This window comes from Ruegeria sp. HKCCA4633 (assembly GCF_013034605.1).
Lineage (GTDB): Bacteria > Pseudomonadota > Alphaproteobacteria > Rhodobacterales > Rhodobacteraceae > Ruegeria.
The window spans coordinates 71,563-87,400 of the sequence record NZ_WQGJ01000006.1 but is presented as its reverse complement, the minus strand read 5'-3'; the positions used below and the strand labels follow the sequence as shown (position 1 = coordinate 87,400).

Below are 15,838 nucleotides of genomic sequence, written 5' to 3'. Positions count from 1 at the left end.
CGAAAGATGGCACCAAGACGAACTAAGTTTGGGACGTTACTCGAGCCCCCGGTGGACGAAACCCGTTTCGCCGTCACCAAGACCGTTGCGCCCGACCTTGTCCAAGGTGGACAACTCGGGCAGGAAGGCATGCCGGTGTGGGAACACACCTTTTGGCGTCCAAGCGAGGTCGTGCCCGCGCCATGATAGACGAAGAGTTGATTCATCAGGCCCTCCACGGCATCGCCAGCCAATCGATTTTAGATGCAACGCTTGCAGCGCAAAACGAAGTGCCGCTCGACGACACCGAAATTCAGGCCAGGGTCGATCAGACAATGGCCCTGATACGGACAGAGATGTCCGAGACCACCGGCCCACCATAACGGGCCACAACACAGCGAAAAAAGGGAAACAGACCTATGACCATTCGAAGACGTAGAGACACCAGCCAAAACCCCGGCCCATCCATCCACGTGGGCGTCGAGTATCGCAAGAACAAGGACCCGTCGCTCATTGTGACGGACCCCCGGACGGGCAAGGCCCACCGTATTGCTCTGAAGGAGGACGGGCCCGAGGTTCGGGGCCCATGCCTCAACAACCCGGTGACGTTCCGCAACATGGAAATACCGATCTAAGTAAAGGAACACCCCGATGGTTACACGCATCAAAGGCGGGATGGAAATCGCCGGTTTGGCCGAACTCGAAAAAGGTTTAAAGGACCTGCCATTAAATGTTGCCGTGAATGTGGGTCGTCGGGGTGTTGCAGTTGCCGCAAGGGAAATGCGTACAGCCGTCAGGCGTAAGGCCGTCAAAGGGAAGCGCCGGTATGTCCAGTATTCTTTCTCCGGCCCGGGTCGCTTGCGAAAGTCGATACATATGTGGCAACCACGGAAACGGAATCAGATAAAACAGGCAGGTGCTGTTGCCCGTGTTTATTTGGGTGATCCGTCACGCAGCAAAAAAGGCCGTCTCAACTTCTATCGTCTGTTGGAAACTGGCCGTTCGGCTGGTCGGCGTGACAAACGCGGTCGCAAGTTGGGTGCGTACCCGAAGAAGCCGTTTTGGCACCAGACTATTTCCGACAACACCCCGAAAGCCCTTCAGACAATGATTTCATCGGCCAACGCTCAACTTGTCAAAGAGGCAATCAAGATTTATCAAAAAACCCTCAAGGCCCCGAAATGACTTCAACGGGTACCGACCATCTGATGAAAGAATTCGTTTTGGGCGTCCTTGTCCACGAGGCCGTTCAGGAATCGTTGGAATGTGGCCTCGATTATCCTGCCGCATTGGCTCACGTCCGCAACTGTGCATTCATGGTGGTCGAGCATTGCGCCCTTTGCAACGTCGACTGTGACGTTGAAGATGTATACCAGTTGCTGTTTCGCCTTGCCCCTAACGATGGGGCCACCGTCCACTAGGCGTTGCGGGCCCTTCCGGGGCCATTTCAGGGCCCTCTCCGGTGTAGATATAGCCTGAATATGGCTTCCGCCCGTCCCGACCCCCTCCCGTTAAGCCGTTTTGGGTTTTCAACCTATTAAGGAAAGTATCCCGAGACCGGCTAGATACCCCAGGATTCCATAGACTATCGTCCCGACCCACCAAAAGCGGGGCGCGGACTGTTGTTTTGGTTCGTGGGCCCCGGTTCGCAAAGATGCACAGGTGGGCAACTCAGGCGAACTCGACTGTGCGTCCTTGCACGGGAACTGAATCACGTTGTCGGACATCACACAGCCCCCTGTCCAAGGATGTCGCGAACCTCTGCCGCAACCCTGTCCAACTCCGCATCCGAGCGATGGTGCCATTTGTTGTAGGCTGGCGGTGCCAGCGACGGCATTTCAATGACGCGACTGCCCGAGGTGTCTATTCGGGCCAAGTCCTTGGCCGCACCTGCGCCGTGCACAACAATGACTTGGGGTGCAATCCGGTTGTAGACCCACTTGAAAATCTCCGTGCCGACCCTGCGTTGGTCGTTCGTCAAGTCGGCGCTCATGGGTGTGGAAAAGCAGACCACGTTGGTTTCCAGAACCTTTGCGCCAACGCGTTTGAGGCGTTCCGACAACCTGTCGATGTTCTGTCGCGTCGGGGAGGTCTCGCACAGTTGCTCGTAGAGGCCACGGCACGTCTGGCCATTGCAGTTAAACAGGGCATCAACGTGGCGCGTCTGGTCGCCAACTAAACCCACATCGTAGCCGTTGCGCTGGTTGCGTCCCACGATGAAACAGTCTGCTTGTCTTGGGTCTGGCAGGTCGGTCATCCAAGGTCGTGGGAACTGCCCATCTATCGGCGCAGTGTGGGCAAGGGCCTCTTCATACAGAGTTGGGGTAGGCATCAGGCAACCTCTCGGTCGAGCCCCAGGACGTCCTTGTAAAACATTTCGGTTTCGCCCCAGTTGCTCATGAACTTTGGTCCCGTGTAGGCAAATTCCTTAAATGTTTCTTTGACCATGGTTTCCCGGTCCTTGGCATCGGCAATGCGGTCAAAGGCCCACGTTTTAAGCACTGTTACACGCCACATGTCCCCTTGGAACCGGCGATACAGGTTGTCGAATACCGTGATCCCGATCTTGTACACGAATTCCCCGGGGACGTCCGTCTGGACCTTCACATAGTAGAGTTGCCCGGGGCTTTCGGGGTCGAAACCAGCCGAAGCAACACCAATAATATCCCGTATTTCTTCGATCATCCCGAGGCGCTCTGCGGCCTTCCGCGCCCCACTGTGTGTGTGATACCAATCCGTAATCGTGTCGAAGCCCTCGATGCTGGCCAGAATTTTTTCCCGGCTCCACTCGGTGTATCTGCCGTGTTTTTCCAACGACGCGTTGATTTCGTCCAGAATACCCATGTCCCGGGCAGCGTTATAAGCACTCGGGAATTCTTCCCTAAAGTCCCGGTTGGTGTCGCAAACTGCCACGGCCTCCCAGATGCTTTCTTCGGTCCACACCATGAGCTTGTCAGTCATGTGAGCGGTGGCTCGGGGCAACAGGCCGCGATCCATAGCTTGCCTGTAAAAGTTCGGATTGGCGTCCTTCCACGCCTTGGGGTTCATGAAGGACTTAGCGCTTTTGATCAACTCCGCGTCTGACCACTTAGGACCCTTGGCAGCATGTTGAGCCAGTTTGGTGGCGGACACCTTTTTGGCCAAAATTTCACGGCCCAACTCGTAATCGAAGTGGGCTGATGCCTCTGCGCGGCACCCGAGTTGGGTGGCCTTCCTGTAACCCTTGTGGGATTCACGCTTCCATTCGGCTGCGGTCCTGAACCGGCGGGCATCGGCTATCACGTCCCCCACGGTCCAATCCATTTTTTTAGGTGGAGCCCAACCCATGTGATCGAACAATTCAACCAAATACCCGTCAGCCTTGGCGGCGTTGTATGCTGCGCCATACTTGCGGTAAAAGCCGTCCTTGGTGTTGCAGGTTCTGGCTGCGGCGTAGACGGCCTCCCGGTGCCATTTGATGCGTACGGTCATTGGTGGTCCTCCTATTCCGTATTTATTTACTGGGCTTCAGCCGCGCTTGTGATTTCCTGCCAATTTCTTGGCTTTACGCTTCGCATGTGTCCGTTTCTGGATTGCCCGCCATTTGTCGGGGTTGGCCTCGCGCCATGCCTTCATTCGATTGTTGTGCTTGGTCCGGTCTGCCTTTTGCTGCTGCCGGGACTGCGCCTTCGCACATTCCTTACATGCGGCGCGGAGACCGTCCTTGGCGCGTTTGTCCGGGTAGAAGTCCGTGGCGGGCTTCTCGGTCTTGCATTGTGTGCAGGTTTTTTGGGCGTCCATTACATCGCCTCCGCTTTGGCTTCGGCCTCTTCGCGGGTGAGGTATCCACCCTGGCTTGTTTTCAGGGTGCCGCCGAACGGGCTGGATTCCAGAATGTGCCAGTACATCCCGTCCGCGAACACGCGGTAGGTGCCGGTCTCGGTGGTGATGACGGAATGATTTTTGTAGCGTTTCATGTCGTGGTCCTTTCGGGCGAATCATATTCCATTTCCTGAATATAAAATAACATGAGGAAACGCCCTGCACAAGATATGCGTTATTTCTCAAACACTTAGCGTTGTCACAACGGCCCCCGACAACGGTATATTGCCCCGGACCCTCGCCCGTGGTTTATGGGAGGTGGGCTTTGGTCGGCCCGTCCCAATATCGCTGAAAAAGTCGCTACCCCGTAGGTTTGGTCCCCTATGGGGTAGCGCGTTGTTCTGGGTATCTTCCCCTGAAACTGGTGGTGTGTTTTTCTTCAGATGCGGTCAGTCCGAAGAGTGTTTCGCTTTGGGGCGCTGGCTAGCGAGGGCGTTCCCGGTCCGGCCTTGCTGCAGGCCATCCTTGGACTGGGGACACCCGAACCCTCTCTCAGCCCACGTTTCGCCCACGCACGGATCGCTCAGAGCCCGTCCCGCTTAGACGAAACGCATGTAAAGGGAGGGCACACAGCCCCCCCTCCCCGATCTCACTCAGAAATCTCTCCCGCACCGCAGCATCGGCGGAGGCGAGCCAACCTGCACCCGATTTCAAATCGAGCGCGCTCAAGGTCGAGCGCGTACCCCCCTTGGGCAATTCCGGCTTGTCTGTGATGTTGTTCGACAAAGCTTGTCTCCACTTTCTGACAACTTCGGATCAGCCCCTCTAACTGCCCGAGTTGCCTGGCTGAACCAGCAAGATCTGCATCCTCCCCGGCACCGATCTGTTTGCGCAGGTCTTCCGCCGCTTGCCGCAGATCGCGAATGGACCTCTCAAGCGACTGCAACAAATCAGCCGTCTGGGAAATCCGCTCTTCCGGGGTAATCAAAGTCATGTTTGCCTGTGACCTCATGCGTGAGTTTTCTCCGCACGAGAGAAACGAAAAACGGCCGCTGGGTTTCCCCGTGGCCGTTGCCCACTTCTTCTAGCATGACACAACTTATATGGATTTAAGTTCGCAATGTCAATTAGTTACGCAACACGAACGCAACAGGGAGCGTACGCAGAAGTAAGACTTTCAGCCCCCAGCATAGCTGCTTCGCGAATACTGCTCTCGTTGAAAAACCATCAAAACCACCCTCTTGCTTCAGGACGTCACTCAAAACCGGGCTAAGAAACGCGTTAAATTTGACACCCTCGCTGCCAACGCATGGCTCCATTTACAAATGCTAGCTTGACAATCCTTCCCTCAACCCCCATTTGCCGCCAATCAAAGCGCTGCTGCGTGAGCTTGCGCGGACCTCTTCCGCCCTACAGCGCCCGATCCACATTACAGTTCCCCATCACGCAGGGTTCTTGACGCGACGACCGGATAGCGCAGGGTGCGCCTGCCCGTCCCGAGGTCTCGCACAACCCTGCTGGTCGCCACATGCGACCCGTCACGATCTGTCCGTGGGCGATAGCTCCGGACAAAAAGGATAATTTTTTGTACGACTTCGACATGCTGGGCCTTGCCCCCGCACTCAACAAAGCACTGAAGAGCGCCAATTTCACACAACCCACCCCGATCCAGAATCAAGCCATTCCGCTGGCGCTGAATGGGCACGATATCCTCGGGCTGGCCCAAACTGGTACAGGCAAGACACTGGCCTTTGGCCTACCTCTGATCGACCACCTGCTGGCTCAGCCGGGAAAACCTGATCCAAAGACAGCCAAAGCGCTGATCCTTGCACCGACCCGCGAACTGGTGAACCAAATCGCCGACAGCCTGCGCTTCCTAACCAAAGGCTCCAAGCTGCGTGTGGCGACCGTTGTGGGCGGACAATCGATCAACAAGCAGATCATGTTCCTGTCCCGTGGCACTGATATTCTGGTCGCAACCCCCGGTCGCTTGATTGACCTAATGGACCGAGGCGCGGTTGACCTCGGCGCAGTCCGGCATCTCGTGCTTGACGAGGCAGACCAGATGCTTGATCTTGGCTTTATTCACGCATTGCGTCGCATTGCACCCGCTTTGGGAACGCCGCGTCAAACCATGCTGTTTTCCGCGACCATGCCCAAGCAAATGGAAGAACTCAGCCGAGCCTATCTGAATAACCCGCAACGGGTGCAGGTTTCGCCTCCGGGCAAGGCCGCCGATAAAATTACTCAGTCCGTGCATTTCGTCTCAAAACCCGAAAAGCCAGCCAAACTGCGCGAGATTCTCTCACGAGACAGCAATGCCCTAACGCTGGTGTTTTCGCGCACTAAACACGGGGCCGAGCGGTTGATGAAGGGACTGGTGGCCGACGGCTACAACGCCGCTTCGATCCATGGCAACAAAAGCCAGGGGCAACGCGACCGCGCGATCAAGGCGTTTCGCGCAGGCGAGGTCAATGTCCTGGTGGCCACCGACGTCGCAGCCCGTGGTATCGATATCCCCGGTGTTGCCTATGTCATCAATTTCGACCTGCCCGAAGTGCCAGATAATTATGTCCACCGTATCGGCCGCACAGCCCGTGCCGGGCGCGAAGGTGAGGCTATTGCCTTCTGCTCTCCGGAAGAAGTCGATTTGTTGCTTCAGATTCAGAAGCTGATGAAGATCGAAATTCCAGTGGCAAGCGGCTCCATGCCCGAAGGGATAGAAACTCAAAAACCGGCGCGTCGCCAGAACAACCGCCGCCGGGGGTTCAAGCCCAAACCGGCAAATGGTGCTGGCAAACCTTCAGGGTCAAAAGGTCGACGTCCCCGCCGCAGGCGTCCTGCTGCGTAGCGCCCACACCTAATTCAAAATGAATCGCCGACGTCAGACAACCCTCTGACGTCGGCGTTTCTTTTGAAAGCGTTTAAGGTTCGGATTAATTCCCCGAGTTCCGCTCGGCTTCAATCTCGCGCCACTTGGCTACGTTACGATTGTGCTCCTGCAACGTCTCTGCAAACGCATGACCGCCGGTACCATCGGCCACAAAGAACACAAAGCTGGTGTCATCCGGCGCAACAGCAGCCTCAAGACTTGCCAAACCTGGGTTCGCAATCGGGGTCGGCGGCAACCCATCGATTTGGTACGTGTTCCACGGCGTTGGGCGATTCAACTCGCTGCGCCGCAAACCCCGACCCAAAGTGCCCTGCCCTTTGGTCACGCCGTAGATGACCGTCGGGTCCGTCTGCAACCGCATCCCTTGATTCAGGCGATTCACGAACACGCTGGCTACTTGACCACGCTCTTCGGGAACTCCGGTTTCCTTTTCGATGATCGAAGCAAGGATCAGCATCTCTTCGGGGCTTTCCAGCGGCAAGCCATCCTGACGGTTTTCCCAGGCCGCATTGATCCGAAGCTGCTGTTTATCTTGCATGGCTTGCAGGACGTCGTTGCGGTCCTGACCGGCCACAATGTCATAGCTGTCTGGAGCCAACATCCCCTCGGCCGGAATCTCAGTCACTTCTCCGGCCAGCGCCTCGAAGGACTTCAACGCCTCAACCACCTGCCACGAGGTCACGCCTTCGGCCAACGACACACGGTACCTGGTATCGGCCTCGTTACGTTTTTTGGTATAGGTTTCTGGCGCCTCTTCCTCCAACGCATCGAAAGACGCGATTTCATCAAACTCCAACGTCGCGGGGTTCAGCTCGCGCACCCGTGTCTGGGCACGGGTCACGCCGATGCGGTATTCGATCTCGGATCCGCAGGTGCTGGCACCGCTGCTGGTAATCTCAGCGATGATCTGCTCCATCGACGCGCCTTCGCGCACCAGAAAGCTACCGGCTTTCAGCTGCTGCGCGCGGTCGGTGTAGTCCGCTGCCATCCGGAACAGCGTCGCATTGGTAATCGCGCCTTGCTCTTGCAGTTCCTGACTGACACGCGTCATGTTCGATCCGCTTCTGACCTGCAGGCAGATTGCGGTTTCAAGCGGGCCTTCCGCCTTGTACTGGGATTGCCCCCAAAGGATCAGACCGCCCATCAGGAACAGGCCGACCACCAACATGGTCAGAGCATTCGAAGCAATGGCCCGCCACATTTAGCTGACCTTTCCAAAGATCACGCTGGCATTGGTACCGCCAAACCCGAACGAGTTTGACAGAGCCACGTTGATCTCACGCTCGCGCTTGGCATTCGGTGCCAGATCAATCGGTGTTTCGACCGCCGGGTTGTCCAAGTTGATCGTCGGCGGCGCAACCTGATCACGGATTGCCAGAATCGAGAAAATTGCCTCAATCGCGCCCGCAGCCCCCAGCAAGTGCCCAGTGGCTGACTTTGTCGATGTCATTGTGGCGTTTGACGCATGATCGCCCAGCAGGCGTTCCACAGCACCCAACTCAATCGTATCCGCCATGGTCGAGGTGCCATGCGCGTTGATATAGTCCAGATCTTTCGGCTCCAGCCCGGCACTGCGCAGCGCGGCCTTCATCGAACGTTCGGCCCCATCGCCATCCTCTGACGGCGCGGTGATGTGATACGCATCACCCGACATGCCATAACCCAGAACTTCGGCATAAATCTTGGCTCCACGTGCTTTTGCGTGTTCGTAGTCTTCCAACACCACGATGCCCGCACCCTCGCCCATGACGAACCCGTCGCGGTCGACGTCATAGGGACGGCTGGCTTTCTTCGGGTCGTCTGCATATTTCGTCGACAGCGCCTTACAGGCATTGAAACCTGCAATCCCGATCTCGCAGATGCAGCCTTCGCCGCCACCTGCAACCATGACGTCCGCATCACCCGCGCGGATAATACGGCTGGCATCGCCAATCGCATGGGCACCAGTCGAACATGCGGTCACAACAGAGTGGTTCGGCCCTTTGAAACCGTGGCGGATCGACACCTGACCCGAGGCCAGGTTGATCAGAGCACCCGGAATAAAGAACGGTGACACCCGGCGCGGACCCTTGTCGCGGATCAGATTAGCGGTGTTGGCAATCGAGCCCAACCCACCAATACCCGAACCAATCAGAACACCTGTTCGCAGACGGTCTTCCTCATCCTCCGGCAACCAGTTGGCGTCCTTGCAGGCCATTTCCGCGGCCGCAATCGAATACAGGATGAAGTCTTCGATCTTGCGCTGTTCTTTCGGCGGCATCCAATCGTCAGGATTGAACGTTCCGTTGGTACCATCCCCGCGCGGCACCTCGCAGGCATAGGTCGTTGTGACCCCGCTTGCCTCAGAGTCGAAATGCGTGATGGGGCCTGCGCCGGATTCCCCGTCCAGCAACCGCGACCATGTTTCCTCGACCCCGCTGGCCAAAGGAGTGACCAATCCAAGACCGGTTACAACGACTCTGCGCATGAAGTGCCTCTTGCCTGCTTCCTGTTATGAGAACCGCTCATACCCCGGCCCGGGGTCCGGGGGCAAGAGCAAGGGCGATTTCCGCGCCGGCATCCTGCCGCCGATCACCCAGAGAAACGCGTATTTTAAGGAAAACACAGTACCCGCCCTTTCACGCGCGCAGCAGAAAGGGCGGGATGGTTTGTTTATTCGGCTTATTGGAACTGCGCCACTGGCTCGTGTGCGGCCTTAGCCATCTCCAGAGCATCTGACAATTCCAGCGACTTTCGGAACAGCGCCCGCCCGACAATTGCGCCCGAAATGTTCGGGATATAGGCCAGACGGGATATATCGTCCGCCGTGCGCACGACTCCGCTTGCAATTACCGGGGTCCGGGAATGCCCGGCGATCCCGGAAATCAAACCAAGCTGCGCGTCTACATCTTCCATGTCGCTATCGATATCCGTGACGACAATCGCTGCAAACGGAACGCCCTCAAACGCGTCAATAAATGCCTCGGGTGTAAAGGCGCTCTGGTTACGCCAGCCATCCGTCATGACAAATCCCTGCCAGACGTCGACAGACAGCACGATCTGATCCGGATAGAGCTTGGCCAGTTCTTTGACCAGATTCGGCTCCAGCGCGGCCAACGTGCCGATAACGACACGCCCCACCCCTTTGTCGATCCAGTATTCGACCTGTTCACGTGTGCGCATACCGCCGGCCAGTTGCACGGGAATCTCTGCTCCGCGAATGATTTCCTCAATCAGCTGGGCGTTGGTGTCCTTGCCTTCAATCGCGTCGAAATCAGTCAGATGCATCCATTCGGCACCTGCCTCGGCCCAGCTCCGCGCGGTTTCAACCGGATTCACATGCCAGATCATCGCGTTATCCAGACGGCCTTTATCCAGCGTGACACACCGGCCGTTCTGCAGTTCCATCGTGGGGTAAATCCTCATGAGCTTGCTCCTCCGCTCAATCGCTCTGAAAATCCCCGGCAGCATAGATCACACATTCCAAACCCGATTTACCGGGATCGGCACAGTTTGGCCATTTTGCGGCATATAGGCGAACTGGCGGAATTACGCGCGGGCGGGTGGTCCGTTGCGCCGCAACAAATGCACCGGGGTTTCATTATATACCCCTTCACGGATCAGAACATAGCCCAGCTTTTTCGCGAGCTTCTGCGAAGACGTATTCGACGCGTTCACCATTGCAACCAAAGGTCCGGGAATCACCCGATCAAACCAATCATGGGCGGCCTTGGCCGCTTCATATCCCAACCCTTGGCCCTGAGCTTCGGGGGCTAGGATCCAACCGGCTTCGGGGAAACCGTCAAAATCCTCCCCCATACGTCGGTTGCCGTAGAAGAACCCTGCCTGCCCTATCAGCGTACGCGTTGACTGCTGCATTACGCCCCACTGGCCGAATCCGGCCATTTGCCAATGCCCAGCATTTCGCAGAAACGAATCCCACGCTTCGCCACGTGACCGTGGCGTCCCGCCAATATTCTGAACGACGCAAGGGTCACGCCAGATTTCGGCGAACCGCTCAAAATCCTCGGGGCGCATGGCGCAAAGCGTCAAACGCGCGGTATTTATCATTGGAGTGGATCTTATCATGCCCTGTCCACTTTGAGTTTTGCCTCAATGGAAACAGTGCGCAGTGGAAAATGACCACGCAAGACCGAAATTTGATCGGGCACAAAAAAACGGCGCCTCCGTTGCTCGGAAGCGCCGCTTTTGATCAGATAGAAACGCTTAGGACGCTTCGCTGATGAACTTAACCGCGTCGCCGAATGTTTGAATGGTTTCGGCTGCGTCATCGGGGATCTCGATGCCGAACTCTTCTTCGAAGGCCATAACCAGCTCAACAGTGTCCAGGCTGTCTGCGCCCAGATCGTCGATGAAGGACGCGTTTTCAACGACCTTATCTTCTTCAACACCCAGGTGCTCAACAACGATCTTCTTAACGCGATCTGCGACGTCGCTCATATCTATTCCTCATTCCTTTACAGGGCGGTCTGCCCGATTCTGCCCTTGCCCGCACGGGTTGGCTTTGATTTGCCCGTTTCGGGCGGTTTGGGTCCCGGGAAACCGGGAAAGTAGAAGGCCGACCTGAAAGACCGGCCCCGCATAGATGCGCCGCCTATAGCATAGTCGACGCAAGAGGCAAACGCTTTCGCGCTCGCCCCTGATGCGATCACAACATGACCATACCGCCGTTCACATGCAAGGTGCTTCCGGTGACATAGCCTGCTTCGGGGCTTGCGAGGTACAGAACCGCCGCAGCAATTTCTCTGGGGTCGCCCATGCGGCCCGCCGGAACCTTGGTCAACAAACCCTTTTTCTGATCCTCGCTCAGCTTTTCTGTCATTGCCGTTGTGATGAAACCCGGCGCCACGGCATTTACGGTGATACCGCGCGTTGCAACTTCATGGGCCAAGGCCTTGGAAAAACCAATCATTCCGGCCTTTGAAGCGGCGTAGTTAGTTTGCCCCGGATTACCGATAGCCGCCACGATGGACGAGACATTCACGATGCGCCCCCATCGGGCCTTCATCATGCCCCGGATCACGCCTTTACACAGTTTCATGGTCGAGGTCATGTTCACGTCAATGACGCTTTGCCATTCCTCGTCTGACATACGCATAAACAGATTGTCGCGCGTTATACCGGCGTTGTTGACCAGAATGTCGACCGATCCCATCACCTCGGCCGCTTGCTTCGGCAGCGCCTCCACAGCTTCGGGATCACTCAGATTACAAGGCAGTACATGTGCACGCTCGCCAAGCTCATCAGCAAGGGCTTGCAGCGGTTCGACCCGTGTACCGGACAACCCAACCGTTGCACCCGCGCCGTGCAGTACACGTGCAATGTCACCACCGATGCCCCCTGACGCACCAGTGATCAGTGCGTTTTTACCTGTCAAATCAAACATACAGTTTCCCTCTTGGTGCGTCGGCAAAGACGCGCATTCAGCTTACGATTCGGCCTGAAGGGCCTTATGAACATCTTCCGGCGCACCCACAGCTTTGCCGGCGATGGCACGGTCGGTTTTACGGATCATTCCAGAGAGTGCTTTGCCGGCGCCAATCTCCCATGTCTCGGTCACACCCTGCGCAGCCATGTACTGCACGCTTTCGCGCCAGCGCACCGAGCCCGTCACTTGTTCGACAAGCAACTGACGGATCAAATCAGGGTCGCTGACCGCCTCAGCGCGTACATTGGCGACCAACGGCACTGCAGGTGCCTTAATTTCGACTGCAGCAAGGGCTTCCGCCATTACATCTGCAGCAGGTTGCATCAGCGCACAGTGAAATGGAGCACTTACAGGCAACATAACTGCACGTTTAGCCCCTTTTTCTTTGGCGATCTCAGCAGCACGCTCAACGGCGGCTTTTGAACCGGACACAACAACCTGGGTTGGGTCGTTGTCATTGGCCGCCTGACATACCTCGCCCTGCGCGGCCTCTTCGGCAACGGCGCGTACCGCTTCAAGGTCCAGCCCGAGAACAGCGGCCATGGCCCCCTCACCCACGGGCACGGCGCTTTGCATGGCTTGCCCGCGCGTGCGCAACAGGCGCGCGGTGTCGGCAACCGATAACGCTCCAGCAGCGGCCAAAGCGGAATATTCACCAAGCGAGTGCCCCGCCACAAAAGCGGTCTTGCTGATTGAAACACCGTCGGCCTCCAAGGCACGCATTGCGGCCATTGACGTTGCCATTAACGCGGGTTGCGCATTCTGTGTCAGCGTCAACTCAGCGATATCGCCATCCCAGATCAGGCTGCTCAGTTTCTCACCCAGAGCGTCGTCCACCTCATCAAAGATGGCTTGCGCCGCCGGGTAAGCCTCGGCCAGCGCTTTGCCCATACCGATTGTCTGGGCGCCCTGCCCCGGAAAAACGAACGCGAGTGTCATTGCAACCTCATGCATGCTGTTAGGTTGCGGCGGGGTGTAAACTGACTGCTCGTCTGGCACAAGCGCTGCCTGCGTTCTGCATTCTGGCACTGTTGCTGTGCGCCCGCGCTTACTTGTGTCTCATTCTGTCAGCTTTACGTTGGACAAGATCAAGAATCTCGGAGTCCACGACCCATGGCCGCGACCAATTCCTTTTCCAGCTACGGAAGCGTTGCAAAGACGTTTCACTGGCTCACAGCCCTGCTGATCCTGACGACCTTGCCGCTCGGCTGGGTCGCAGACAACCTTGCATATGCGGTTCTTCACGCAGACACCGCACCAACCGAAGCCGAGATCGCCCGCGCAGCGCGCGTCTTTTCGCTGCACAAAACAGTCGGGATCGCAGTGTTCTTCGTCGCATTGGCGCGTATCCTGTGGGCCCTCACCCAAACAAAGCCCGGCCTTTTGAATGCCGAAAACAAGCCTGAGGCCTTCGCCGCAGAGACCGTTCACTGGCTTCTTTATGGATCCTTGGTTCTTGTTCCTCTCAGCGGGTGGGTTCACCACGCCGCAACAGAAGGCTTTGCTCCGATCCTATGGCCTTTTGGGCAAAACTTGCCCTTTGTTCCCAAGTCCGACGTACTGGCCGAGGTTACAGGCGTGCTTCATTGGCTGTTCATGTGGGTTTTGGTCGGTTCTCTGGTTCTGCACATCGCTGGCGCGTTGAAACACCATGTCGTCGATAAAGACAGCACGTTGCGCAGAATGCTGCCAGGACGTTCGGATGCGCCTGAACCCCCGCGACAACACCATTCTCTCGTTCCCGCAGTTGCCGCTTTGGCGGTCTGGGCTATGGTTTTGACGGGCGGTTGGGTCACGGGTGAATTCGCTCGGGAAGCTGGAGACGCCGACATCGAACTGGCCGAGGTTCAATCGGACTGGCAAGTTCAGACAGGCACTCTGTCGATTACGATCTCGCAACTGGGCAGCCCCGTCACCGGTTCCTTTACAGACTGGACGGCGGCCATCACATTCGACGACCCGGCGCAAGTCGGACCTGCGGGATCAGTGGACGTCACCATTGCCATTGGCTCGCTCAATCTTGGTACAGTTACCGAGCAGGCCATGGGTGCCGATTTCTTCAATACGGCGCAATTCCCCACTGCTCAATTCACTGCTGACCTCTTCAGGACCGAAACCGGGTTTGAAGCTCGCGGCCCCCTGACAATTCGCGACAAAACGATTGATATCGTGCTGCCCTTCTCGCTGGATGTTGAGGGTGAAACAGCCGTAATGTCTGGCTCGGTTGATTTGAACCGCTTGGAATTTGATGTCGGCACGTCACAGCCCACCGAGGAATCCCTGGGTTTTGCCGTCTCTGTTTCCGTCGACCTTACAGCTACCCGCGCGGAATGATCCTAGGGCTATCCACGCGGAAAAAGGACGGTTCAACAAAAAACCGCCGGTGAAATGCTCACCGGCGGCTTTGTCTTTAGCAATGTGGGCTTTAGTCGGCCTTTTGGGCCTCTATCGAGATTTGAACCTGAACTTCGTCACCGACAAACGGTGCAAACTGACCCAGATCGAAATCGCTGCGAACCAAAGTTGTCGTTGCGTTGAAGCCGGCCCAAGGCTTGTTGGCCATCGGGTGGCTGTCCGCTTTGTTCAACTTGGCGTCCAGAACAACGGATTTGGTGACGCCATTCATGGTCAAATCGCCGGTGATGTTGGCGGTGTCGTCGCCCGTCACCTCGATACCGGTCGAAGTGAAAGTGATCAGATCGCCCTCGGCAGCGCCGAAGAAATCCTCGGTCATAAAGTGATCTTCGCGCGGCTTCCAGCCGGTGAACATCTCCATGACTGGCATCGAAACGCTGACGCTGGACGCCGCAGGGTTTTCCTGATCAAACAAGATCTCGCCCTCAAAGCCCGAGAACATGCCATAGGTGGTCGAAAACCCAAGGTGGTCATAGCTGAAAAGAACCTGGCTGTGGCTGGGGTCCAGCACGTATTTCTCAGCGCTGGCGAACGAAGCAGTCGCCGAAACGGCCAAAGCAGCAGCAAGAAGGGTGGATTTCATAACAATCTCCGCGTTTTTGTGAATGCAAGCCGATGGGGTTGCTCAAAAACAAGATGTGCCGCCCTAGGGCGGCACACAACCTCTGTTGGCTAACAATTTCTGTTCCTTTTTGAACAGAATAAATATCAGCCGAAAATTGTTACGCTTTTGCTCAGCTGTCCTTTCAGAGCTCGGCTGACATCCGCCGATTCAAGCGGCAGCTTCATCAACAAGCTTCCGTCCACGTCAAACAGATGAACTTCATTCTCTTCAAAACGCGCACCACCCAAAGAGTCATAGCTGCGGCGCAAAACAGTCTGCGGACGCCCGTCCTCGTTCTTCTGCAGCACTCGTACTTCGCGGCGAATTGGGTCGAAATAGGCATCAGGACGAGGATCAAGAACCTCGATTGTCAGCAGGCTGACACCAACGATCAAAAACAGCATCGAAGCGGCCATCTTGATGGGCCAGACTTCAGCCTCAATGACGGACCCCGGCATCAGCCACATGGAAAACGCCGATACGATCAGAAAAGCGCCAACCATCCGCGCCAGGATCAGACGCGCCTTCCAATTCGGCGCGAAGGCAATCATTACCGGGACCGAGTGCTCAAAACGCGATCCCGCCGCATCTTCCCGGTATGTGTTTGTGTTCATCGCGGTCATAACATTTCACCTTTTGTCAGGTTACTGTCGAATAAAAATTGGCTCCGGGTATCGTCCGGTATGCAAAACAACTTTGAGCCGAAAAGCGTCAGCAA

The 15,838-nt window shown here is 56.7% G+C and carries 20 protein-coding genes; 6 read left to right on the top strand and 14 right to left on the bottom strand.

The window, feature by feature from the left end; all coding sequences use genetic code 11:
* The first annotated feature begins 137 nt into the window (after positions 1 to 137).
* The 4 genes from GOV85_RS15215 to GOV85_RS15200 are packed head-to-tail and all read left to right on the top strand — an operon-like array spanning position 138 to position 1,400.
* The gene (locus GOV85_RS15215; protein ID WP_171179633.1) at positions 138 to 362 is read left to right on the top strand and encodes a hypothetical protein; all 225 of its coding nucleotides are present in this window, start codon (positions 138 to 140) and stop codon (positions 360 to 362) included.
* Positions 363 to 398: 36 nt separating this feature from the next.
* Entirely contained in the window at positions 399 to 614 is a 216-nt protein-coding gene (locus GOV85_RS15210) for a hypothetical protein (protein ID WP_171179631.1), read from the top strand.
* Between the two features lie 40 nt (positions 615 to 654).
* On the top strand, positions 655 to 1,164 hold the full coding sequence (locus tag GOV85_RS15205) for a hypothetical protein (RefSeq protein WP_171179629.1): 510 nt from the start codon (positions 655 to 657) through the stop codon (positions 1,162 to 1,164).
* Positions 1,161 to 1,400 (top strand): hypothetical protein, encoded by a 240-nt coding sequence (locus GOV85_RS15200; RefSeq protein ID WP_171179627.1) that lies wholly within the window; start codon positions 1,161 to 1,163, stop codon positions 1,398 to 1,400. The genes GOV85_RS15205 and GOV85_RS15200 overlap by 4 nt, the downstream gene beginning before the upstream one ends.
* 305 nt (positions 1,401 to 1,705) lie before the next feature.
* On the opposite strand, the gene GOV85_RS15195 is transcribed toward GOV85_RS15200, so the two are convergent.
* From GOV85_RS15195 to GOV85_RS15175, 5 genes are all read right to left on the bottom strand, one after another.
* On the bottom strand, positions 1,706 to 2,311 hold the full coding sequence (locus GOV85_RS15195) for a hypothetical protein (protein ID WP_171179626.1): 606 nt from the start codon (positions 2,309 to 2,311) through the stop codon (positions 1,706 to 1,708).
* On the bottom strand, positions 2,311 to 3,450 hold the full coding sequence (locus GOV85_RS15190; RefSeq protein ID WP_171179624.1) for a hypothetical protein: 1,140 nt from the start codon (positions 3,448 to 3,450) through the stop codon (positions 2,311 to 2,313). Before GOV85_RS15190 ends, GOV85_RS15195 begins: the two co-directional genes overlap by 1 nt.
* Positions 3,451 to 3,486: 36 nt before the next feature.
* On the bottom strand, positions 3,487 to 3,759 hold the full coding sequence (locus GOV85_RS15185; RefSeq protein WP_171179621.1) for a hypothetical protein: 273 nt from the start codon (positions 3,757 to 3,759) through the stop codon (positions 3,487 to 3,489).
* Entirely contained in the window at positions 3,759 to 3,935 is a 177-nt protein-coding gene (locus GOV85_RS15180; protein ID WP_171179619.1) for a hypothetical protein, read from the bottom strand. The genes GOV85_RS15185 and GOV85_RS15180 overlap by 1 nt, the downstream gene beginning before the upstream one ends.
* 494 nt (positions 3,936 to 4,429) lie before the next feature.
* Positions 4,430 to 4,774, bottom strand: coding sequence for a hypothetical protein (locus tag GOV85_RS15175; RefSeq protein ID WP_171179617.1), 345 nt, complete (start codon positions 4,772 to 4,774; stop codon positions 4,430 to 4,432).
* Between the two features lie 591 nt (positions 4,775 to 5,365).
* Here GOV85_RS15175 and GOV85_RS15170 point away from each other — a divergent pair.
* Positions 5,366 to 6,631 carry a DEAD/DEAH box helicase gene (locus GOV85_RS15170; RefSeq protein ID WP_171179615.1) on the top strand — a complete coding sequence of 422 codons (1,266 nt, stop codon included), beginning with the start codon at positions 5,366 to 5,368 and terminating at the stop codon, positions 6,629 to 6,631.
* Positions 6,632 to 6,716: 85 nt separating this feature from the next.
* Here GOV85_RS15170 and mltG read toward each other — a convergent pair whose 3' ends face one another.
* From mltG to fabD, 7 genes are all read right to left on the bottom strand, one after another.
* Positions 6,717 to 7,874, bottom strand: a complete 1,158-nt coding sequence (gene mltG / locus GOV85_RS15165) for an endolytic transglycosylase MltG (protein ID WP_171179613.1) — start codon at positions 7,872 to 7,874, stop codon at positions 6,717 to 6,719.
* Positions 7,875 to 9,140: a beta-ketoacyl-ACP synthase II gene (fabF, locus tag GOV85_RS15160; RefSeq protein WP_171179611.1), complete on the bottom strand. Its 1,266-nt coding sequence runs from the start codon at positions 9,138 to 9,140 to the stop codon at positions 7,875 to 7,877.
* A gap of 194 nt (positions 9,141 to 9,334) precedes the next feature.
* Complete coding sequence (locus GOV85_RS15155; protein WP_171179609.1) at positions 9,335 to 10,078, bottom strand: HisA/HisF-related TIM barrel protein; 744 nt, start codon at positions 10,076 to 10,078, stop codon at positions 9,335 to 9,337.
* A gap of 123 nt (positions 10,079 to 10,201) precedes the next feature.
* Positions 10,202 to 10,741: a GNAT family N-acetyltransferase gene (locus GOV85_RS15150; protein ID WP_171179607.1), complete on the bottom strand. Its 540-nt coding sequence runs from the start codon at positions 10,739 to 10,741 to the stop codon at positions 10,202 to 10,204.
* A gap of 138 nt (positions 10,742 to 10,879) precedes the next feature.
* Positions 10,880 to 11,113 carry an acyl carrier protein gene (locus GOV85_RS15145; protein ID WP_050602116.1) on the bottom strand — a complete coding sequence of 78 codons (234 nt, stop codon included), beginning with the start codon at positions 11,111 to 11,113 and terminating at the stop codon, positions 10,880 to 10,882.
* Between the two features lie 208 nt (positions 11,114 to 11,321).
* Complete coding sequence (gene fabG, locus GOV85_RS15140) at positions 11,322 to 12,059, bottom strand: 3-oxoacyl-[acyl-carrier-protein] reductase (protein WP_171179605.1); 738 nt, start codon at positions 12,057 to 12,059, stop codon at positions 11,322 to 11,324.
* A 42-nt stretch (positions 12,060 to 12,101) separates the two neighbouring features.
* Positions 12,102 to 13,040 (bottom strand): ACP S-malonyltransferase, encoded by a 939-nt coding sequence (gene fabD, locus GOV85_RS15135; protein ID WP_171179604.1) that lies wholly within the window; start codon positions 13,038 to 13,040, stop codon positions 12,102 to 12,104.
* A gap of 174 nt (positions 13,041 to 13,214) precedes the next feature.
* Between fabD and GOV85_RS15130 the strand changes: the two genes are divergently transcribed.
* Positions 13,215 to 14,435, top strand: coding sequence for a cytochrome b/b6 domain-containing protein (locus GOV85_RS15130; RefSeq protein WP_171179602.1), 1,221 nt, complete (start codon positions 13,215 to 13,217; stop codon positions 14,433 to 14,435).
* Positions 14,436 to 14,526: 91 nt separating this feature from the next.
* Here GOV85_RS15130 and GOV85_RS15125 read toward each other — a convergent pair whose 3' ends face one another.
* On the bottom strand, positions 14,527 to 15,099 hold the full coding sequence (locus GOV85_RS15125; protein ID WP_171179600.1) for a YceI family protein: 573 nt from the start codon (positions 15,097 to 15,099) through the stop codon (positions 14,527 to 14,529).
* 125 nt (positions 15,100 to 15,224) lie between these two features.
* Positions 15,225 to 15,734 carry a hypothetical protein gene (locus tag GOV85_RS15120; RefSeq protein ID WP_254442989.1) on the bottom strand — a complete coding sequence of 170 codons (510 nt, stop codon included), beginning with the start codon at positions 15,732 to 15,734 and terminating at the stop codon, positions 15,225 to 15,227.
* Positions 15,735 to 15,838 lie beyond the last annotated feature (104 nt).